Raw genomic sequence first — 20,525 nt, 5'->3', positions numbered from 1 at the left:
CGCACACCGCTGCAACCCGTCCGCCGCGCGGCCCCGGAGCCGGACGGAGCACGGCATGCGCGCGGATTGCGCCGAGCCGTGGACATGGCCACCCCGCGGCCCGGCGCCGGCCAAGCGGGGCACCGCACCGATGCGGCGGGCGGGTCAGGACGGGGCCGTGATCACGGTCAGGTGTTCGCGTGTGCGGAAGCCGAGGGAGGCGTAGACCGACGCGCCCATCTCGCTCGCGTAGAGGTACGCGGTGGTTCCGCCCGCCGCGAACCCCGCGCGGACCAGCTCGGCGGTGACGGCCCGGCCGTAGCCGCGGCGGCGGTGGGCCGGGAGCGTGGTGACGTTGAAGATGCCGGTGAGGCCGCCGGAGACGGCCGTCATGCCCGTGCCCACCGGTATGCCGTCCACCTCCGCCAGGTGGAAGGCGACCCCGTCGAGCTTCGCCAGCACCGGGTCGGCCAGCAGCTCGAACGTCCCCGCCGGCGCCTGGAATCCCTCGGTGACCGCCTCGGCGTAGCGGCCGAACTCCTCGACCGGCACCGCCCGTACCCGCAGGTCCCCGGTGGCGGGCGGCTCGGGCGGGCCCAGTTCGGCCGGCCGGACCATCAGCGGCTCGCTGCTGAACGCGGTCAGGCCGTACCCGGCGGCGACCGCCGCGAGCCGCGGCCCCGGCACCCCGCGCACCTGGATGCTCCACGGGACCTCCCACGGGGTCCCGGCCGCCGCGAGCAGCGCCACCTCCTCCGGGTCCGGCACCAGGGCCGGGCTGACCACGAGGTTCAGCGCGGAGACCGCGGAGCCGGAGACCGCGAGCACCGTGCCGCCCGGGCCCCTGCGGAACCGGCCGGTCGTCACCGCGGCCAGCTGCTCGAACAGCGCCGCGTACGCCCCCACGACCGGACGCAGCGGATCATCGATGTCGTTCATGGGGTGATCGTAGGCGGGAGCGCCGGCAGCGCCGTGAACAGGGCGGACCACCCAGGATCTCTCACGGGGAACGTCGGCCCGGACCCGGCGGGCCGCGGCGCTTGGCTCGGACGGGGTGCCCGGTCGACGACCCGCCGGCGGGCGACCACTGCCCGCCCGAGCGGTCCCCCGGGGTCACATCGTGGTGATGCGGCGGCCCGACAGGGTCTGCGGCTGGATGCGGATCCACAAGGGGCGCTTGCCGCCCGCCCACGGGCGGGTCAGGTGCCGGTCGGTGAGCTCGCGGATGGTGGCCGCGTCCTCGATGCGCTCGGCGGTGCCGGTGACCAGAACGCTCCAGCCCTGGCCGAGCCGGTCGTCCAGCCGGTCGACCTGGAAGGACACCGCGGTGCCGGTGGCGGCGGCCGCGCTGCCGTCCGGTGCGGTGCGGTAGAGGATCGTGCCCGCCTCCACGGCGTAGTTGACGGGCAGCACGGCGGGCCCGGGGTGCACCGGCAGCGCGATGCGGCCCACGCCGTGGGTACCGAGCCGGTCCCAGCACTCCTCCTCCGACAGGTGCACCAGCACCGGGCGCGGCCCCGGCCCCGGCCCCGTCCGACCCGGCGGCATGTCCTCGCGCCCTTCGAGCAGTTCGCGGTAGGTCAGCCCGAGGGCGGTGGCGATCCGCACGAAACCGCCCTCGTCGAAGCCGGGCCCGGCGCCGAGCACCTGCTGCAGATAGCGCGGCGACATGCCCACGCGGGTGGCCAGAGCGCCCTCGCTCAGGCCGAGCCGGGTCCGCCGCTCGGCCGTACGGCGCCGCACCGCCTTCGGGTCGAACCGCCCGCTGCCGGTTCCTGCGTGCTCGCCCACGAGGGTTGCTCCCTCCGTCGCCCCACCTCTCCCGCCCTTCCAGGCTCGCTCGGCCGGCCGCGGAACGCCAGGCGGGAGCGGAAAAGACCCCTGCCGGACCGCGCGCGACGCGTCCGCCGCGCCCCCAGGAGGGCAGGACGATCTTCCCGACGTGGCCCGGCGGGCCGGCTCCTCCTGGACGCGGGCCGCCTGGCCCAGGGGGAAGGCGGCGGCGATCACCGGCCGCAACCCGGCCTTGCGGGCCAGGCTCATCAGCAGGCCGACGTGCGCGGGGGTGTGCATCGAGGACCCGACCAGCCGCGCGTTGGGCAGAGAGAGCCGGCGCACGGCGAAGGCCGCTCCGTAGCCGCCGAGCGCACCGGCCGCGACCCACCGGCCGCCCTCGCGCGGCAGCGGCAGCCCCTCGCCCGTCAGCGCGCCCGCCACCGCGCCCTGCCCGACGGCGAGACCCCGCGGAGCGGCTGCGCGGACCTGCCCGGCGATATCCCCGGCACGGTCGGCCACCTCGTCCGCGCCGGCCGCGCGCACCGCGTCTGCCTTGCCCGCCCCGCTGAGCGCGAGCACCCGCGCGCCGCGGAACCAGGCCGGTGCCCCGCCCTGGGCAGGGACCGCCCCGGTCACTCCTGCCCGGTGCCCTCCGGGACGATCGCCACGGGGGAGGGCGTGTGATGGATCGCCGCGTGGGCGACCGGGCCGAGACGGGGTGCCGCCCGGGGCCCGCGGTGGCGGCGGCCGACCACCAGCAGACGCGCCCCGGTGGCCGCGTCCACCAGGCGGATCGCCGCATGGCCGCGGGCGAGCGTCGTCGTGATCGGCACCGCGGGGTAGCGGCGGCGCCACGGGTCCACCGCGGCGTCGAGACCCGCGGCCTCCGCCGCGGCCAGCTCGTCCTCCGGGGCGCCGACTGTCCCGAAGGCCACGTACTCGCTGCCCGGCGGCGGGCCCCAGGTGTGCACCACGTGCAGCGGCAGCGCCCGCAACTCGGCCTCCTTGCAGGCGAAGTCCAGGACGTCCGCGGAGTAACGCAGATCGACACCCGCGACGACACCGGGCGCCCCACCGCCGTCGGGCAGCCCCTCGGGCGGCTCCGCGCTCGCCGCCCGGACCAGCACCGCCGGGCAGGCGCCGCGGGCGAGTACGTCCTGGCTGACCGAGCCGACGACGAAGCCGCGCAGCGCGCCGAGCCCGCGCGAGCCCAGCACCAGCAGGCTCCCCCTGCCCGCGGCCGCGATGAGTGCCGCAACCGGCGGGTCGCCGACATCCAGGACCGTCAGCGGCACCTCCGGGTGCGTCAGCCCCAGCTCCTGCGCGCACACCTCCAGCAGCCGCTCGGCCCGCACGTGCTCGGCGCCGTCCGGCGCGGTCCCCGCGTGCAGCAGCTCCAGTGGCAGGCCCCGCCGCTCCGCCTCCCGGGACGCCCACTCCACGGCGGCCCGGCTCTGCGGGGTGCCGTCGTAGCCCACGACGACCGTCGCGTCACTCATCGCTGCTCCCGTCGTGTACGGTCCGCGGCGACACGCTGTCCGACCTGTGCGGACGCGGTCTGCCCGCAAACGCGGTGCCCGCCGCCTCCCGACCGGGCCCGCCTGCGCGGCCGACCCGCCGGAAGCGCCGTCCCCTCCATGGGAGCCCGCCGCGCCCCCTCGACGGCAGGGCCGTCCGGCCCCGGAGGCCGGGGTCCCCCTTCCCGAGTGCCGAAGGAAGCACCGCGCCGGTTCCTCGACGTGCCGGACCGGGCCGCCGGTGCGGTGCGGGCGTTCCGGACCCTGTGCGGCAGGGGCTCGGGGACGGCGGCCTCACCTCGCCGGTGCGGTCCGGCGGCCGGCCGGCAGTGGCCGCGCGGAGTGCGGGACCTGCTGGCGCAGTTGCCGGGACGGGGAGAGGGGGAGGTGCCGCTTTGTGCCGGGGCCGGTCCGGGACCGGCGTCGCGGCGGGCCGCGGTGGGCCGGCACGACCGGCGGGCTTCGCGTGAGGGCGCGTTCGGCGCCGCCTTCTCGGCGCGGTCCGGTCGGGCTGTCGGTGCGGCGGGGCGCGCGCGGGCCCCACGTCGGAGGCGGCCGCCGTGCCTTGCCGGGGGGATACGGCCCGACGCCGCACGCTGAAGCGGCGAACCGTCCGTACCCACCCTGGCTCCGCGGGCCGGGGGCCCAGCCGGGCTGCCTCCCACGCCGAAGCGCCGCAGCGCCGAACCGCCGCTACCCGCCCGGGCTCCGCGGGCCGGGCCCACCCGGCTGCTGGGCCGACCCGGGCGGGCGTTACTCGCGGACCGGCGCCCCCGCCGGGCGCGCAGGCGCGCTCTCCTCGCGGCGACACGCCGTCCGACCTGCGCCGACCCGTCCGTCTTCCGGCTCGTCCAGGCTCGCCAGCAGCCGCAACCCGTCCTCCGCCGGGGTGCCCGGCGGGGCGGAGAGGACCAGCAGTTCCATGCCGGGGGCGTCCGGGAGCGCGAAGTTCTCCTGGTGCAGGTCCAGGACGCCGACCAGCGGGTGGCGGTAGGACTTGCGGCCGTGCGTGCGGGCGCGGACATCGGCCCGGGCCCACAGGCGGCGGAAGCGCTCGCTGCCCATCGCCAGCTCGCCGATGAGCGAGGCGAGGCGGGGGTCGTCGGGGTACTGGCCGGCGGCCAGCCGCAGATGGCCGACCACGTCGAGGGTGCACGCCTCCCAGTCCGCGTACAGGCCGCGCTCGGCCTCCTCCAGGAAGAGGTGCCGCGCGGTGTTCAGGCCCGGTATCGGGCGGCCGAAGAGCAGCGCAGCCAGCCGGTTGCCCGCCAGGACGTCGAGCCGGTGGTCCATGATCAGCGCGGGCGCGCCGGCCACCAGGTCGAGGACGCGCAGCACCTCGGGCCTGATCCGCCCGCCCGGCGCCTTCGCGCGGCGGCGCGGCTGGCGGGCGAGCCGGTGGAGGTGGCCGCGCTCGGTGTCGTCCAGGCCGAGGACACGCGCGAGCGCGTCGAGGACCTGTTCGGAGGGCTGCGTGGCGCGGCCCTGCTCCAGGCGGACGTAGTAGTCGACGCTGACGCCCGACAGGTGAGCGACCTCCTCGCGGCGCAGCCCCTTCACCCGGCGGCGGCTGTCGGCGGGGATGCCCGCGGCGGCCGGGTCGACCCGGGAGCGCCGGGTGCGCAGGAAGCCGGCGAGATCGTCCATGGCGCCAATTATGGCCGTGGCGGCACCCGGTGAGGGTGGTCCTGCCATTACCAGGAAGTCCCGTCCGACGGAAGAGGCGCCCCTGAACGAGGGGCGCCGCGGCGCCCAGGATCGAAGGCACCCGATCCGGAGGAGTCCTCATGAAGACACTGATCGTCCACGCCCACCCCGAGCCGAAGTCCCTGAACGGCGCGCTGAAGGACCTCGCGGTCGCCACACTGGAGGGCGCCGGCCACGAGGTGCGGGTGAGCGACCTGTACGCGATGAAGTGGAAGGCCGTCGTGGACGCGGCGGACTACGGCCCGCACGCGTCCAGCCCGTTGCGGGTCGCCGCCGACTCCGGCCGTGCCTTCGACGCCGGGACGCTCACCGACGACGTCCGCGCCGAGCAGGAGAAGCTGCTGTGGGCGGACACGGTGATCCTCCAGTTCCCGCTGTGGTGGTACGCGATGCCGGCAATCCTCAAGGGCTGGGTGGACCGCGTGTTCACCTACCACTTCGCCTACGGCGTCGGCGAGCACAGCGACACCCGGTACGGCGACCGCTTCGGCGAGGGCACTCTCGCCGGCCGGCGGGCGCTGCTGTCGGTGACCGCCGGCGGTCCCCGCTCCCACTACGAGGCCCGCGGTATCAACGGCCCCATCGACGACCTGCTCTTCCCGATCCAGCACGGCATCCTCTACTACCCGGGCATCGAGGTGCTGCCGCCCTTCGTGCTCTACGGCACCGACCGGATGACCGACGAGGACTACCGCGAGGCCGCCGAGGCGTGGCGGCAGCGCCTGCTCACCCTGGAGACGACCGAGCCCATCGCCTTCCGGCGGCAGAACCTCGGCGACTACGAGATCCCCTCGCTGCACCTGAAGGAGGGGCTGGAGGCCGCGGGCCGTACGGGTTTCGGGCTCCACGTGCGCGGCTGACCGCACCCGTGTCCACGGATCACGTGCGGGGCGGCAGGCGGTGCAGGGCCACCTCCGACAGGGTCCCGTCGAGCGCCGTCGCCGTCATGTACGTGCAGAAGGGCTGGCGGCGGCGGTCGGTGGGGGAGCCGGGGTTGAGCAGGCGCAGGCCGCCCGGGGCCATGGTGTCCCAGGGGATGTGGCTGTGCCCGAAGACGAGGACGCCGGCCTCGGGGAAACGGCGGGCGCAGCGCTCCTCGCGGCCCTGCGCGGCGCCCGTCTCGTGCACCACCGCGAACCGCACGCCCGCCACCTCGGCCGCGGCCACCTCGGGAAGGCGCGCCCGCAGGCCCGGCCCGTCGTTGTTGCCGTACACCGCCACCAGCCGCCGCGAGCGGGCCGCCAGCAGGTCCAGCGTGGCCTCGTCCACCCAGTCGCCCGCGTGGAAGACGACGTCGGCCGCCTCGATCGCGGCCAGCAGCTCGCCGGGCAACTCCCGCGCCCGCTTGGGCACATGCGTGTCGGTGGTCAGCAGCAGGCGCACGGCAGGCGACCTCCCGTCTCGTCGGGCCGGGTGCTCCTGCGCACGCTAGTGCGCCCGGCGCGGGAGTGCCCGCGGACGCTCCGCGCCGGGGCGCGCGGCTCAGAGTTCGTCGGTGACGTCCCAGATCCGCCCGGTCTCCTCGCGGCGCACGAGGTGGGCGACCAGCGCCGCGCCGGACTGCTCGGCGGTCAGCAGCGTCCCCGACTCCCGGTAGCCGATGAAGCGCTCGTGCAGGCGCCTGCCGATCGCCTCCGGGTCCTGGGCGCGGATCCACTCCTGCATCGCGGTGTCGACCGGACCCGGCCGGTAGACGTTGATGTGGACGCCGGTGTCCGCGTACTCGGCGGCCATGCTCACGGTCTGCGCCTCCAGCGCCGCCTTCGTGGCCGCGTACACGCCGCCGCCGGGCATCGTCTCCGGGCGGGCGACCACGCCGCTGGAGACGTTCACGATCCGGCCCCAGCTGCGGTCCCTCATGCCGTCCGCGACGGCGCCGGCGAGCAGGATCGGGGCCACCACGTTCAGCCGCAGCGCGGCCAGGACGTCGGCGGCGTCGAGCTTCGCGGTCGCCCCCAGCGGCGCCACGGTGCCGGCGTTGTTGACCAGGATGTCCACCTGCCCCAACTGCCGCTCGGCGGCCTCGACGGCAGTGCGCACGGAGTCGCTGTCGGCGAGGTCGGCGGTGACGGCGACCGGCTGGGCCCCGGCCGCCTCGATCGCCCGCGCCGTCTCGTCGAGCTGCGCGGCGGTGCGCGCCACGAGCGCGATCCTCGCGACACCGGCCCCGGCCAGGGCGACCGCCGTCGCGCGCCCGATGCCGCGTCCGCCGCCCGTGACGATGGCGGTGCGCCCGGCCAGGCCCTGCTCTGTCGTGTCAGCCACGGACGCCTCCCTGGATGCCGAGCCCGTCGAGCGCATCGAGGACCTGGTGCGGCTCGGTACGGGTGGCGTAGTCGGGGTGGACGTCGATCCAGACGAGCCGGCCGGCGCCGTCGACGATCGCGGTCGTCGGCATCGGCAGCCCGGTCGTCCCGTCCGCGTTCACCGCCTCCAGGTCCAGGCCGAGGGCCAGTTGCGCCTCCCGGGCCTCGGGGGAGGGGGCGGTGAGAACGCCGAGGGAGATCGCGAGGCGGTTCCCGGGGTCGGACAGGACGGCGAAGTCCAGGTCGTGCTTCTCCCGCATGGTCAGTGAGCCGTCCGGGTGCTGGGGGCTGACCGCGATCAACGCGATGCCGCGGGCGAGCAGTTCGGGCTGGAGCTGCTCCCGGTACACCCGGAGGGCGACGTTGCAGAAGGGGCACCAGGCTCCCCGGTAGAGCACGACGACCGCGGGCCGTCCGGCGCGCGCCGCCGAGACGGAGGTCGCCGTGCCGCCAGCGTCGAGCATCGGCGGGTCGGGGAGGTCCGTTCCCGGTACGGCGGTCACGGGCGCTGCGGCGGCACGCAGCCCGGCGCGTTCCTGGGAGAACGGGTCCGCCGGATCGCCGCCGCCCATCTCGCCGACGGCTCGGGCGATCGGGGCGTTTGCTTGAGGTGTCATATCATTAACGTTAACGAGAAAATTTACCGTTATGCAAGCGCCGAAGGTCCGGGCGCCGAAGGCCGCCGCGGGCAGGGGAGAATCGAGGGGCGGGCCGTGCCGGCGCGGATCGCGATGAGGCAGCGCGGACAGGCCGCAGAAAGGACGGGGGAAGTGCCATGGCCGACAGCACCGTCGAGGCACCGCCCGGCGAGGACGAATGGCTCCCCCTGGCGCTGGTGAACACCCGCGTGACCGGCTCACGGGGCGTCTTCGAGCGGCTTCCCGACGACGACGCGGTGACGTCGTGGCTGCTCGGGCACGGCGTGGCCGGTGGCGCCGGGCGCCACGGCATCGTGTCCCTGCGCTCGGACGTACGGACGGTGCTCGAAGCCCTCCCCGCGGCCGGCGCACTGCCCGACCAGGCACTCGCCCGCGTCAACGCAGCCGCGGCGGACCCGGTCACCCCCCGCCTGACCGCCGACCGCACCCTGCGCTGGGAGCCGGTCGGTCCGTGTTCCGCGACGGCGCTGATCGCCCGCGAGGCGATCCGCCTGGCCGTCTCCGACGCGGCACCGCGGCTGCGGGTCTGCGCCGCGGACGACTGCGACCGCATGTTCGTCCAGGATCACGGCCGCCGGATCTGGTGCACCCCGAGGTGCGGCACCCGGATGCGGGTGCAGCGCCACCTCGCCCGCCGGCAGGACGTCGCACAGTGACGGAGCGCGCAGCTAGCCCGCGGTGATACGGCGGCCCGTGATGTGGTCCGGGCGGATGCGGATCCACGTGGGGCGGTCACCGCCCGCCCAGGGGGTGGTGGCGGCCGCGGCCGCCAGCGCCGCGATCCCGGCGGGGTCGGTGACCTGCTCGGCCGGGCCGGTCACCAGGACGCTCCAGCCCTCGCTCCGCGCCTCGTCGAAGTGGTCCACCTCGAAGGCGACGGTCTGGCCGGCCGCGAGCGCGGGCGCGCCCGCCGCGGTGCGGAAGACGACGGCGCCGTCCACCACGTCGTAGTTCACCGGCAGGATCGAGGGGGCCCCGGCGACGGTGAGGGCGAGGCGGCCGACCCCGTGGCCGGCCAGCAGCTCCCTGCACGCCTCGGGCGCGAGCGCGGAGAGCACCGGGTGCCCGGCGGCCTCGCCCCGGCCGGTGGGCAGCTCCGTGCCGGCACCGTGCAGCCGCGGCACCGTGGTCTCCAGTACGTCGGCCACCCGCAGCAGGAACGCCAGGCCGGGCGAGGCCGTCGCCTCCTCCTCCACGTACGCCAGATAGCCGGGAGCCACGCCCGCGCGCTCGGCCACCTGCGCCCGGCTCAGGCCCAACTCCTCGCGCCGCCGCACCAGTCGCCGGCCGATGTCGCTGCCGGGAGCCGACTGCCGAGTCATGTGTGCCCCTTCCACCGGGAGACCACCGGGCCCGCGCCGGAGCCCGCCGACGGCCCGCGGCAGCGGGCCGCCCCTCATCCTTGCAGCCTCGCCCGTCCCGCCCGAGGGCGGCAGGGCCGCTCGGCCCGAGCGGTCAGGGGCTCTCGGCCTGTGCGCGCGGCGGCACCGGACTCCACGGGCTCGCTCGCCCCGGCGCCGTGGCCTCCGCCGCGCCGCGGGCTCAGTCGAACCGGATGTGCTTGATCCCCGTCCACGCCCGCCGCGCCCGGCCGCGCAGGGCGCCGTCCGTATTGGGCGCCAGCGCCAGGCCCGCCGACGCGGCGATGTGCTCGGCGACCTGCGGAACGCCGATGTCGTCGGTCCACAGGTGCTCGGCGAACTCCTCGCCGCGCAGGCGCTCCAGGCACAGGTCCAGGCGCGAGACGGCGAAGCTCTCCCGGCGCAGCTGGGTGTCCTTGCCGGCGGCGAACCGCAGCACCTGTCCGAGGCCGCGTTCGCGCAACCGCCGCAGCACGGTCTCCCGCCGGGCGAGCAGGGCGAAGTGCCGTACGTCGTGGCCGCGTTCGCGCAGCCGCCCGACCGTCTCGCGGAAGTACGCCGGCTCCACCACCGTCATCGGCGCGATCACCGGCCCCTCGTACGCGGCCAGCACCCGGTCCAGCACCTCGAACACCCCCTGCCGCCAGGCCGGGAGGTCCTGGAAGTCACCGCGCAGCCGCGGCGGCGTCATCCGGTGCAGCCCGAACCCGACGTGCTCGGGGTCGCAGACGACACTGCCCGCCAGCCGCCGCCGCAACTCGTGGGCCGTCTGCGTCTTGCCGCCCCCGAAGGGCCCGTTGATCCACAGCAGCATGCCCCCGACCCTACGGGACCCGCACCCGCCGGAGCCCGGGCCGCTCCGGCAGAGGAGCCGCCCGGGCCGCAAGCCCCGGCGTCAGGCGCTCAGCTCGCCAGGAAGTCCAGCAGATCCTTGTGGAACCGCTCCTTGTACGGCTCCACCGACATCAGTCCGTGCGGGGCGCCCTCGTACACCTTCAACTCGGCGTCCTTGACGAGCTTCACCGACTTCTCGCCGGCCGAGACGATCGGCACGATCTGGTCGTCGTCGCCGTGGATGATCAGCGTCGGGACGGTGAGGCGTTTGAGGTCCTCGGTCAGATCGGTCTCCGAGAACGCCTTCACACAGTCGTAGGCACCCTTGAGGCCGACCGTCATGCTCCACAGCCAGAACTGGTCGCGCACCCCCTGCGAGACGGTGCTGCCCTCGCGGTTGGCACCGTAGAAGGGGGCGCTGAGGTCCTCGTAGAACTGCGAGCGGTCGGCGAGCAGGCCGTTGCGGATGTCGTCGAACGCCTCGATGGGCGTGCCCTCCGGGTTGGCGTCCGTCTTGAGCATCAGCGGCGGGATCGCGCTGAGCAGCAGCAGTTTCGACACCCGCGGTGCGCCCCGGCCCGCGGCGCACCGCGTCACCTCGCCGCCGCCGGTGGAGTGCCCGACCAGCACGACGTCCTGCAGGTCCAGATGCTCCAGCAGTTGCGCGAGGTCGTCGGCGTAGGTGTCCAGATCGTTGCCGCCCCACGGCTGCCCGGACCGGCCGCCGCCCCTGCGGTCGTGGGCGATCGCCCGGTACCCCTGCCCCGCCACCAGGTTCAGCTGGTCGTCCCATGCGTCCGCGGTCAGCGGCCAGCCGTGACTGAACACGACGGGACGGCCGCTTCCCCAGTCCTTGTAGAAGATCTCGGTGCCGTCGGAGGTGGTGAAAGTACCCATCTGCGCATCCGTCCTGTCCTGTGTGTGGTGAGAGGACCGGCCTCGTCGTGCTTGTGCCCGCCCGCCGAGCCCCCGTTCGCCCCCGTGAGCTCCCGCCCGATCAGGCCCGGCGCCGATCCGCCCCGGCCCGCCCGGCCCCTGGCACCGGCGCCCGCGCCCACCCGCCACCCCCGCGCACCGGCCCGTCCCTCCACTCTGCGCCGACTTCCCCCGCCTCGCATCACCAGCGCGGGGCCCGTGCCCCGCCGGGCCGCAAGTGCCGCATGGGGTACGGGGGGCCGTGGGGCGGGGGTGGGTGTCGGTAGGGTTGGGGCGGCGGGACTCGGTGGCGGCGTCGGTGTCCATTGGCAGGGCCGGCGGGGGCCGGCAGGGACCGGGCGGGGGCGCGGTGCTGGGCGGGGTGGGCGAGCGGGATGTGGAGACCCATGGTGCGGTGGACGCTGGGGCGGCTCACGGACGCGGCCGGGGCGGGGCAGTGAGCGCGGCGACCGGCCGGGACACGGCGGAGCGGACGCGCAGTGCCCCGTCGGCCGGCGAGCGGAGCGACCTGTCGCGGCTGGCCGTGCTGGAGGTGCTGCGCGCGGTGGGCAGCGGCCCACGCGGCCTGCTGGAGTCGCAGGCCGAGGAGCGCCTGCTCCGCCACGGCGAGAACGTCGTCCCGGCGCTGCGCGCGGTGCCGTGGCTACGCCGCGTGGTGCGCAGCCTGCGCGACCCGTTCACCGCCGTCCTGTTCTGCCTCGCCCTGGTCTCCTGCCTCGTCGCCGCCTGGACGACCGCCTGCGTGATCGCCGCCCTGGTCGCGGTGAGCTGCGTGCTGCGGGCCAGCGGCGAGTACCGGGCGGACCGCTCGGCGGCGGCCCTGCGCGAGATGGTGGCTGCGACTGCCACCGTACGGCGCAGGTCGGACCCGGACGCGGCGCCCGTGACCCGCGAGATACCGGTCGACCAGCTGGTGCCCGGCGACGTGGTCACCCTCGCCCCCGGCGACGTGGTCCCCGCCGACCTGCGGCTGCTGCGGGCCGGCGGGCTGACGGTCGATCAGGCGCTGCTGACCGGCGAGTCGGCGCCCGTGCCGAAGCTGCCGGTGGACGTGCCCGGCGGGAACAAGGAGAACGAGGAATCCCACCTGTGCTTCCAGGGCAGCAGCGTGGCCTCGGGCAGCGGCACCGGCGTCGTCGTCGCCACCGGCTCCCGCACGCGCTTCGCCGCCACCATCCGCGGGGTCGCGGCCCGGCGCGAGGGCACCGCCTTCGACCGCTCGGTGCGCGGCATCTCCTGGGCCCTGATCCGCTTCATGCTGCTGACGCCCCCACTGGTGCTGATGGCCAACGCCGCGCTGCGCGGCCGCGGCCTGGAGACCGTCCCCTTCGCGGTCGCCGTCGCGGTGGGCCTCACCCCCGAGATGCTGCCCGTCATCGTCACCACCGCGCTCGCCCGCGGCGCCTCCCGACTGGCCCGCAACGCACGGGTGATCGTCAAACGGCTGCCCGCGCTGCACGACCTCGGCGCCGTGGACGTGCTGTGCACCGACAAGACCGGCACCCTCACCGAGGACCGCCCCGTCGTGGAGTACGCCACCGATCCCGACGGGACACCGGCCCCCGACGTGCTGCGCTGGGCCGCGCTCAACAGCCTCTGGATGCTCCAACTCGCCGAGGTCCCCGCCTCCGACGCGCTCGACGAGGCACTGCTCGCCGCCGCCGTCGCGAGCGAGGACGACCTCGACTGCGACGCCGTCGCCGCCCTGCCCTTCGACCCCGCACGGCGGCTGTCGACCGTCGTCGCCCGCGCCCCCGGCCGGCCGGGCACCCACATCCTGGTCGCCAAGGGCGCGCCCGAGGCCGTCCTGGAGCGGTGCGCCGCCGTACGCGGCGGCGGGGGCGAGCGGCTGCTGGACGACCGCGAGCGCGCCCGCCTGCTGGCCGCGTGGGCCGAACAGGCGGCCGACGGCCTGCGGGTGCTCGCCGTCGCCGTCGCCGAACGCCCGGCGCGCAAGGCCCCCTCGGCGTACTCCGCCCGCGACGAGCGCGGCCTGGTCCTGCTCGGCACCGTCGCCCTGCGCGACCGGACCACCGACACCGCGGCCGGCGCCCTCGCCGCGCTCGCCGGCCGCGGGGTCGAGGTCAAGGTCCTCACCGGCGACCACGCCGGCACCGCCGCCCGGGCCTGCCGCGACCTCGGCGTGGACCCCGGCCGGCCGGTCACCGGCGCCGAGGTGGACGCCCTGACCGAGCCCGAACTGGTCGAGGCGGCCGGGCGGACCACGGTCTTCGCCCGCTGCTCCCCGGAGCAGAAGGCCCGCGTGGTGCGGGCGCTGCGCTCGGCCGGGCACGTCACCGGCTTCCTCGGCGACGGCGCCAACGACCTGCCCGCGCTGCGCGCCGCGGACGTCGGGATCTGCCCGCGCGAGGCCGCGGACGTCACCCGCGACGCCGCCGATGTCGTGCTCGCCGCCAAGGACCTGACCGCGATCGACGAGGCCATCACCGCGGGCCGCGCCAGCAGCGCCAACATCGCCTCCTATCTGCGGATCGCCCTGTCCTCCAACCTCGGCAACGTCATCGCCATGCTGGCCGCGGGCCTGCTGATGCCCTTCCTGCCGATGCTGCCCGCCCAGGTGCTGCTGCAGAACCTGTGCTTCGACGCCGCCCAGCTCGCCTTCGCCTACGACCGGCCCGCCCCGTCCCGGCTGCGCGAGCCCGCGGTGCTGCGGCCGCGCGCCTTCCTGCGCTTCGTGGCCGCCTTCGGCCTGCTCAACGCTGCAGCCGACCTCGCCATCTTCGGGGTGCTCGCGCTGTCCGTGCGCGGCATCGGCGGCAACGAGGAAGCCTTCCACGCCGGGTGGTTCACCGAGAACCTGCTCACCCAGGCCCTGGTGATGGTCCTGCTGCGCGGCGGTCGGGCCGGCACCCGTATGCCGCGCCCGCTGCGCTACGGCACGGCCGCGCTCGCCGTCATCGGCCTGCTGGTGCCGCTCTCCCCGTTCGCCGGCGCCCTCGGCTTCACCGGCCTGCCGGTCTTCTTCTACGCGCTGCTCGCCGTGGTCCTCACCGCCTACGGCCTCGCCCTGCAGGCGTCCCAGGCTCGCTACGAGGAGGAGCTGGCGGCGGCGGAGCAGGAGCCCGAGCCCGAAGGGCCGCAGGAGGAAGGGCAGGACGGCGAAGGGCAGGCCGCGGCGGAGGAGCCGGCGGAGCGGGTCGCGGTCGGGGCGCGGTGACTCACACGCCCAGCTCGCGCACCTCCGCCACCGGCGCGGTCCGGTCCGCGAACTGACCGAGCATCACCCGTACGACGGTGACCAGCGCCGGGTCGTTGACGAAGTAGACCTGGCGGCGGCCCTCGCGGCGGGAGTGGACGAGCCCGGCGAGCTTGAGCTTGGCCAGGTGCTGGCTGACCGCGGGCAGACTCGCGCCGATCTCCTCGGCGAGGCTCGTGACGTCCCGGTCGCCCTGGGAGAGCAACCACACGATGTGCAGCCGCATCGGCGAGGCCAGCAGACCGAAGGCGCCCGCCGCGCTCTGCAGCGCCCTCGCCGTCGGGTCGCCGAGCGCTCCGGCGGACCTCGTCACGTCAACCTCCATGCCACCGGCCACTGTCGAAGCACCCAGGGTACGCGCCGCCCGCGGCCGGGTCGTACCGGCGAGCCCGCCGGTCCGCAACGGCCGCCCGTGGTGGGGGAGTAGGGGAGCAGGGCGCCCGGTTCGGGCAGGAGCCGCGGGAGTTGAGGCCCGCTCAGGGGCGTGCGCGGTGACGTCCTCGGGGGTGGGCTCGCGGGCTGGGTGAGGGGCCCGGGGAGCGGATCGGAGAGCGGCCCGCCCGTCGGCTCGGGGGCCGGCCCGGTCGGGGGCCGGCTCAGGGGCTGGCGGGGTCCCAGCCGTAGCGCGCGGGCTCACCGTGCGAGCGGCGGTAGACGTGGATGGCGGCCACCCGGACGCCCTGGGCGTTGTCCTCCACCGGGCAGTCGGCCGTGACCTGGAGCACTCTCGCCCGCTCGGGCACCCGCGCGCGTATGCCGTCCGCGGGTCCGCCTTCCAGTACCGCCCACTCCCAGACCACTGCTTCCTCCGCCTTTCGCCAGGGACGGGTCAGGACTTTATCAGTTGCGCAAACCGCAGATCATGACGCGCGGGTGGGCCGCCGCCCCGCTGTGCGGCCCCGGTGAATCCCGTGAAGGGCTCCCAGCGCGATGACCTATCCTTGCGGCATTGCGCAACCTTGAAAGCAGTGCGGGACCGCCACGTCACCCACCGTGAGCGGCACCGAACCAGGCCTGAGGGAGTGGGGAATGAGCGACCTCCGCGACGACCGGCCCGGCAGGGGGCGGCACGGCGGCCCGCCGCCGGCCGGCCCGTCCGGGCCTGCCGCAGGCGTGCCCGCACCCCGCGGCGGGCGGGCCGCGGCGCGGGAAGCCGCCCGCGCCCAGAGCCGCGGCGGCCGCCGCAAGGGCAGCAGGCGCGCCCGGCCCAGCCGCGGCCGCCGCTACCTGAAGATCGCCGCCATCTCGCTGTCGCTGCTGGTGCTGGCCACCGCAGGCGCCGGCTACTGGTTCTACCAGCACCTGAACGGCAACCTCACCAGCGTCTCGCTCACCGACGGCGCCGGGAAGAACGCCTCGGGCAAGGAGAAGCCCGACGCCTTCGGCCGCACCCCCATCAACATCCTGGTGATGGGCAGCGACGGCCGCGACAGCGCCGAGGACTGCAAGCTCGGCGGCGGCTGCGCGAAGACCGGTGTGCAGAGCGGCGGCAACGCCGACGTCGAGATGGTCCTGCACATATCCGCGGACCGCTCCAACGCCACCGTGATGAGCATCCCCCGCGACACCGAGACCGACATCCCCGCCTGCACCGACCCGAAGACGGGTGCCCACACCGCCGGCTACCACGGCATGATCAACAGCGCGCTCGCGTACGGGCAGGCGTGCCAGGTGGCCACCGTCCACAAGCTGACCGGCATCCCCATCGACCACTTCATCCAGGTCGACTTCTCCGGCGTGGTGAAGATGTCCGACGCGGTGGGCGGGGTGTCGGTGTGCGTGTCGGGCGACGTGTACGACACGTACTCCCACCTGAAGCTCTCCGGCGGCACACACACCCTCAAGGGGGTGGCCGCGCTGGAGTTCCTGCGCTCGCGGCACGGCTTCGGCGACGGCAGCGACCTCGGCCGCACCTACGCCCAGCACATCTTCCTCAGCTCGCTGATCCGCAAGTTCAAGTCCGCCGGAACTCTCACCAACCCCGCGGCCGTCTACAAGCTGGCGAACGCCGCCACCAGCGCGCTCACGGTCGACACCGGCCTCGGCAGTATCCGCAAGCTGATCGACCTGGCCGGCGACCTGAACAAGGTGCCCTCCAAGCGCATCACGTTCACCACCATGCAGACGGCCGCCGACCCGAACAACGCCAACCGGGTCCTGCCCGGCCCCGGCTCGCAGACGCTGTTCGCCACCATCGCCGGCGACCAGTCGCTCACCACCGCCTCGGGCGGCAAGTCCGCCGCGTCCAAGGCCACCGGGGCGCCCACGGTGCCGGCCGGACAGGTCACGGTGACGGTGGAGAACGGCACCGGCGTCCCCGGCCGCGCCTCGGCGATCGCCACGAAGCTCATCGACGGCGGCTTCAACCCCGCCACCTCCGGCGCCAACGCGCCCGCCCCCGCCGCGACCACCACCCTCACCTACGGCCCCGGGCAGCAGGGCCAGGCGCAGACCGCCGCCCGCGCCCTCGGCCTGCCCTCCTCGCACCTGAAGCAGGGCACGGCGGCGGGCCTGACCCTGGTGATCGGCGCCGACTGGCCCTCGGGCACCGCCTTCCCCGGCGGCACCAAGCCGGCCCCCGCCGACACCCAGGCCGCCCTGAACAACTCCCACTCCGAGACCGCCGACCAGTCGGGCACGTGCGCGAAGGTCAGCCCCTACAAGACGGTGGAGATCAACGGCGTCCCCATGACCCCGGCCCAGGCCTACGCGGCCAGCCCCACCAAGAAGGACTCGGACGCCTGAGCCTCCCCGCCGCCCGAATCGGGCCCACCGCGCGGGACGCGGATCGTCACGGACGCCCGGCCTCGCGACGCGGTTGACCCTCACGTGGCGTCATGCCCGATAGTCGGCGGCATGGAGGAGCACCTGCCCGTGGGACGGGTGGCCGCGCTGACCGGCGTCACCGTCCGCACGCTGCACCACTACGACGAGATCGGCCTGGTGCGGCCGTCCGCCCGGACCGCGGCCGGGTACCGGGCCTACGCGGCGGCCGACGTGGAGCGGCTGCGCGAGGTGCTCGCCTACCGCCGGCTGGGCTTCGGGCTGCGTGAGATCGCGGACCTCGTCGACGACCCGGCCACCGACGCGGTCGCGCACCTGCGGCGGCTGCGCGGCCTGCTGCTGGAGCAGCGCGACCGCGCCGCCGCCCTGGTGACGGCCATCGACAGGGAACTGGGGGCACGTGCGATGGGGATCAGGACGACACCGCAGGAGCAACTGCAGGTGTTCGGTGCGCAGTTGTACGACGTCATCGGGTCCGCGTACCCGGCGACCCGGCGCACCGAGCCGCGCATCGCCGCGCAGGTGTGGGACGCACTCGGCGACGCGCGCACCGTGCTGAACGTCGGCGCCGGGACCGGCTCCTACGAGCCGCCCGACCGCGAGGTCACCGCCGTGGAGCCCTCGGCGGTGATGCGAGCGCAGCGCCCGGCCGGAGCGGCACCGTGTGTGGCCGCCGCGGCGGAGAGCCTGCCGTTCCCGGACGACTCCTTCGATGCCGCGATGGCCTTCAGCACGGTGCACCACTGGCGGGACCCGATCGCAGGCCTGCGCGAGATGCGGCGGGTCGCCAGGCGGGTGGTGGTGTTCACCTACGACGCGAGCGAGGCCGGCTGGCGGGACCGCTTCTGGCTCGCCCGCGACTACCTGCCCGAGTTCGCCGCCCTCCTCACCGACTGGCCGTCGCTGGCGGACCTCACCCGGGCGATCGGCGGCCGCGCCGAGCCGGTGCTCATCCCGTGGGACTGCGCGGACGGCTTCTTCGAGGCGTACTGGCGGCGGCCCGAGGCGTATCTGGACGAGCACGTGCGCCGGGCCATCTCGGTCTGGACCCGCGTCGGACCGCAGGCCGAGCAGCGTGCGGTGACCGCCCTGCGCGACGACCTCACCTCGGGTCGCTGGTCCGACCGCAACCGCGACCTCGTGGCCCTGGACGCAGCCGAACTGGGCCTGCGCCTGCTCGTGGCCTGAGACTTCCGCGGGCCTGGCCGCCCTTTGCCTCACCGCGCCGACATCGCCGGGCCCCGGGCCGCGTACGGCGGCGCGCATCCGGAGTGCGGTATCCGGCCCGCGTTGACAGCGAGCAGCGCGGCGAAGGCGGGCCTTGCAGCGATGGCGAGCGCGGCCCGCACCGCGCCGTAGCGCCACTCGTGCCGGCGTGACGGGTAGCGCGCCCACCCGGTGTGCGCCGTTTTCCCGGGCGGGTCCCGTATGTGCGCTGCCTTCGGGGATTCGGAGCCAGGTCGTACGATGGAGTGCATGCCCGAAGCGCTGCAGAACACCCCGCCCGGCGAGGAGGTCATCACCCTCGCCGGGGCCTTCGCCGACCGCGACGCCTGGACCGCGGAGGGATGGTGCTCGATCGAGCGGGCGCTCGAAGTCGTCGGCACCCGCTCGGCCATGATCCTGCTGCGCGAGGTCTACTACGGGGCCACCCGCTTCGAGGATCTCGTCCGCCGCACCGGCCTCAGCGAGGCGTCCACCGCCGGCCGGCTCAAGCAGATGGTCGCCGACGGGCTGCTCGCACGCCGCCCCTACCAGGAGCCGGGCGTGCGCACCCGCAACGAGTACGTGCTCACCCCACGCGGCCGCACCCTCTTCCCGGTGGTCGTGGCCCTGGTGGAGTGGGGCAGCAGTCTGAAGGACAAGCCCTCGGGTGTCAGGCTCGTCCACACCGGCTGCGGTGCCCCCCTCGTCGCCGGCGTGCGCTGCGAGAAGGGCCACGACGTGTCGCTGCCCGAGACCGAGGCGCGGCTGGCCCGCGAGGTGTAGGCGCCGGGAGCTACGGCGGGGGCGCGGGCACCGCAACGGCCGGTCGAGCCGGGCAACCCTGGTGTCGCGTGGAGCCGCGCGCTACAGTCATCTGGCTACGTGAAAGCAAAGCCAGCGGGCCGAGCCGGTGGCGCTCCGCCGCGCCGCATGCAAGCCGTCCCGCTCGCCGGAAGGGACGGCACGTGCCCCGAACCCGCACCTACACCTGGCAGGACCCCTCCGTCAGCGCCTCCGCCGTCGGCGGCACGACGGGCCTGGAGTTCATGCGCGGCATCCTCGAAGGGCGGCTGCCCGCGCCGCCGTTCGCCGCCACGCTCGGGGTGGACCTGGAGGAGGTGGCGCCCGGCCGGGCCGTCTTCGCGCTGACCCCGGGGGAGGAGCACTACAACCCGCTCGGCGGCGTGCACGGCGGCGTGTTCGCCACGCTGCTGGACTCCGCCGCAGGCTGCGCCGTGCACACCCTCCTGCCCGCAGGCGCCGGCTACACCTCGATCGACCTCACCGTGAAGTTCCTGCGCCCGGTCACCGCGGCCACCGGCCGGGTCCGCGCCGTCGGCACCGTGCTCAACAGCGGGCGGCGCACCGCCCTCGCCGAGGCGCGCCTGCTCGACGCCGGCGACCGGCTCCTCGCCCACGCCACGAGCAGCTGCATGATCATGCCCCTGCCCGGTGCGGGCAACGGCTCCGGCCCGGCGCCTTCGTCGTAGCGCGCCCGGGCCGCCCCGCGTCCGTCCCCGCCGCGCACCGGGACGGCCGAGCGGCCCGCGCGGCTGCACCCAGGCGTCCTGGCGGGGCCCCGCCCGTCGCCTCCCGTCGTGGCGGGAGCCCCGTCAGGACTTCGCATTGCTGGCTCCGGATTACTTGAGTCAGCGCGTACGCTCGACGGCATGGTGGATCTCCTCAAGGACCGCGACGCGTGGTCCACGGACAACTGCTCGGTGACCCGCACCCTCGAAGTCGTGGGCACCCGCTCGGCCCTGCTCGTCATGCGCGAGGCGTTCCTCGGCACCAGCAGGTTCCACGACTTCGCCCGCCGGATCGGCATCGGCGAGCCCGCTGTGGCCGCGCGGCTGAAGGAGCTCACGGCGGCGGGGCTGCTGGAGCGCACGCCCTACCGCGAGCCCGGCCGGCGCACGCGTGACGAGTACCGGCTCACACCCAAGGGGTGCGACTTCTACCGGGTGATCCTTGCCCTGCGCGAGTGGGGCGACACCTGGGCCACCGACGAGCAGGGGCCGCCCTGGAGGTCCGCCCACCGCGGCTGCGGCGCCGAGGTGCACACCGTGATGCGCTGCGCCGAGGGGCACGACGTACAGGTGGGGGAGACCACCCCCGTACCGGGGCCGGGGCTCGTCCTGCGCGGGTGAGCGTCGCCGCCCGGCATGGGGCGACGGCGATCCCCGCCGTCGCCCGGACCCGCCGGGTGCGCATCAAGCGCTGACTAGTGAATTGCAGAGCCA

20 protein-coding genes are annotated in these 20,525 nt (G+C 75.4%); 8 read left to right on the top strand and 12 right to left on the bottom strand.

Annotated features, from left to right (window positions below; translation table 11 throughout):
* Window positions 1-144 precede the first annotated feature (144 nt).
* From BLR33_RS09820 to BLR33_RS09805, 4 genes are all read right to left on the bottom strand, one after another.
* Window positions 145-918: a GNAT family N-acetyltransferase gene (locus BLR33_RS09820; protein WP_093783950.1), complete on the bottom strand. Its 774-nt coding sequence runs from the start codon at window positions 916-918 to the stop codon at window positions 145-147.
* A 174-nt stretch (window positions 919-1,092) separates the two neighbouring features.
* Window positions 1,093-2,391: a pyridoxamine 5'-phosphate oxidase family protein gene (locus BLR33_RS37120; RefSeq protein ID WP_093783949.1), complete on the bottom strand. Its 1,299-nt coding sequence runs from the start codon at window positions 2,389-2,391 to the stop codon at window positions 1,093-1,095.
* Window positions 2,388-3,254 (bottom strand): universal stress protein, encoded by an 867-nt coding sequence (locus tag BLR33_RS09810; RefSeq protein ID WP_093783948.1) that lies wholly within the window; start codon window positions 3,252-3,254, stop codon window positions 2,388-2,390. Before BLR33_RS09810 ends, BLR33_RS37120 begins: the two co-directional genes overlap by 4 nt.
* A gap of 771 nt (window positions 3,255-4,025) precedes the next feature.
* Window positions 4,026-4,919, bottom strand: a complete 894-nt coding sequence (locus BLR33_RS09805) for a helix-turn-helix transcriptional regulator (RefSeq protein WP_093783947.1) — start codon at window positions 4,917-4,919, stop codon at window positions 4,026-4,028.
* 140 nt (window positions 4,920-5,059) lie between these two features.
* On the opposite strand from BLR33_RS09805, the gene BLR33_RS09800 reads away from it, so the two are divergent.
* Window positions 5,060-5,839 carry an NAD(P)H-dependent oxidoreductase gene (locus tag BLR33_RS09800; protein WP_093783946.1) on the top strand — a complete coding sequence of 260 codons (780 nt, stop codon included), beginning with the start codon at window positions 5,060-5,062 and terminating at the stop codon, window positions 5,837-5,839.
* A 19-nt stretch (window positions 5,840-5,858) separates the two neighbouring features.
* Here BLR33_RS09800 and BLR33_RS09795 read toward each other — a convergent pair whose 3' ends face one another.
* From BLR33_RS09795 to BLR33_RS09785, 3 genes are all read right to left on the bottom strand, one after another.
* Complete coding sequence (locus BLR33_RS09795; RefSeq protein WP_093783945.1) at window positions 5,859-6,362, bottom strand: metallophosphoesterase family protein; 504 nt, start codon at window positions 6,360-6,362, stop codon at window positions 5,859-5,861.
* Between the two features lie 99 nt (window positions 6,363-6,461).
* On the bottom strand, window positions 6,462-7,244 hold the full coding sequence (locus BLR33_RS09790) for an SDR family NAD(P)-dependent oxidoreductase (protein ID WP_176930209.1): 783 nt from the start codon (window positions 7,242-7,244) through the stop codon (window positions 6,462-6,464).
* Window positions 7,237-7,902 carry a peroxiredoxin-like family protein gene (locus BLR33_RS09785; protein WP_093783943.1) on the bottom strand — a complete coding sequence of 222 codons (666 nt, stop codon included), beginning with the start codon at window positions 7,900-7,902 and terminating at the stop codon, window positions 7,237-7,239. Before BLR33_RS09785 ends, BLR33_RS09790 begins: the two co-directional genes overlap by 8 nt.
* A gap of 158 nt (window positions 7,903-8,060) precedes the next feature.
* Between BLR33_RS09785 and BLR33_RS09780 the strand changes: the two genes are divergently transcribed.
* Complete coding sequence (locus BLR33_RS09780; protein WP_093783942.1) at window positions 8,061-8,600, top strand: CGNR zinc finger domain-containing protein; 540 nt, start codon at window positions 8,061-8,063, stop codon at window positions 8,598-8,600.
* A gap of 12 nt (window positions 8,601-8,612) precedes the next feature.
* Here BLR33_RS09780 and BLR33_RS09775 read toward each other — a convergent pair whose 3' ends face one another.
* The 3 genes from BLR33_RS09775 to BLR33_RS09765 form a co-directional block, all read right to left on the bottom strand.
* Window positions 8,613-9,266, bottom strand: coding sequence for a pyridoxamine 5'-phosphate oxidase family protein (locus BLR33_RS09775; protein WP_093783941.1), 654 nt, complete (start codon window positions 9,264-9,266; stop codon window positions 8,613-8,615).
* A 220-nt stretch (window positions 9,267-9,486) separates the two neighbouring features.
* On the bottom strand, window positions 9,487-10,119 hold the full coding sequence (locus BLR33_RS09770; RefSeq protein WP_093783940.1) for an AAA family ATPase: 633 nt from the start codon (window positions 10,117-10,119) through the stop codon (window positions 9,487-9,489).
* A gap of 89 nt (window positions 10,120-10,208) precedes the next feature.
* Window positions 10,209-11,036 carry an alpha/beta fold hydrolase gene (locus BLR33_RS09765; RefSeq protein ID WP_093783939.1) on the bottom strand — a complete coding sequence of 276 codons (828 nt, stop codon included), beginning with the start codon at window positions 11,034-11,036 and terminating at the stop codon, window positions 10,209-10,211.
* Between the two features lie 475 nt (window positions 11,037-11,511).
* Here BLR33_RS09765 and mgtA point away from each other — a divergent pair, with 475 nt between their 5' ends.
* Window positions 11,512-14,253 (top strand): magnesium-translocating P-type ATPase, encoded by a 2,742-nt coding sequence (gene mgtA / locus BLR33_RS09760; protein WP_093783938.1) that lies wholly within the window; start codon window positions 11,512-11,514, stop codon window positions 14,251-14,253.
* 1 nt (window position 14,254) lies between these two features.
* Here mgtA and BLR33_RS09755 read toward each other — a convergent pair whose 3' ends face one another.
* Window positions 14,255-14,617, bottom strand: coding sequence for an ArsR/SmtB family transcription factor (locus BLR33_RS09755; protein WP_093783937.1), 363 nt, complete (start codon window positions 14,615-14,617; stop codon window positions 14,255-14,257).
* Between the two features lie 271 nt (window positions 14,618-14,888).
* Complete coding sequence (locus BLR33_RS09750) at window positions 14,889-15,092, bottom strand: hypothetical protein (protein WP_093783936.1); 204 nt, start codon at window positions 15,090-15,092, stop codon at window positions 14,889-14,891.
* Between the two features lie 229 nt (window positions 15,093-15,321).
* On the opposite strand from BLR33_RS09750, the gene BLR33_RS09745 reads away from it, so the two are divergent.
* The 5 genes from BLR33_RS09745 (at window position 15,322) to BLR33_RS09725 (ending at window position 20,432) form a co-directional block, all read left to right on the top strand.
* On the top strand, window positions 15,322-17,037 hold the full coding sequence (locus BLR33_RS09745) for an LCP family protein (RefSeq protein ID WP_093783935.1): 1,716 nt from the start codon (window positions 15,322-15,324) through the stop codon (window positions 17,035-17,037).
* A gap of 111 nt (window positions 17,038-17,148) precedes the next feature.
* Window positions 17,149-18,264, top strand: a complete 1,116-nt coding sequence (locus BLR33_RS09740; protein ID WP_093783934.1) for a MerR family transcriptional regulator — start codon at window positions 17,149-17,151, stop codon at window positions 18,262-18,264.
* Between the two features lie 288 nt (window positions 18,265-18,552).
* On the top strand, window positions 18,553-19,065 hold the full coding sequence (locus tag BLR33_RS09735; protein WP_093783933.1) for a winged helix-turn-helix transcriptional regulator: 513 nt from the start codon (window positions 18,553-18,555) through the stop codon (window positions 19,063-19,065).
* Between the two features lie 182 nt (window positions 19,066-19,247).
* On the top strand, window positions 19,248-19,772 hold the full coding sequence (locus BLR33_RS09730; protein WP_093783932.1) for a PaaI family thioesterase: 525 nt from the start codon (window positions 19,248-19,250) through the stop codon (window positions 19,770-19,772).
* 180 nt (window positions 19,773-19,952) lie between these two features.
* Complete coding sequence (locus tag BLR33_RS09725) at window positions 19,953-20,432, top strand: winged helix-turn-helix transcriptional regulator (protein WP_093783931.1); 480 nt, start codon at window positions 19,953-19,955, stop codon at window positions 20,430-20,432.
* Window positions 20,433-20,525 lie beyond the last annotated feature (93 nt).

Source organism: Actinacidiphila guanduensis, assembly GCF_900103985.1.
Lineage (GTDB): Bacteria > Actinomycetota > Actinomycetes > Streptomycetales > Streptomycetaceae > Actinacidiphila > Actinacidiphila guanduensis.
Note: the sequence above shows the minus strand (reverse complement) of the source record. Positions and strands in the feature narration are given on the sequence as shown.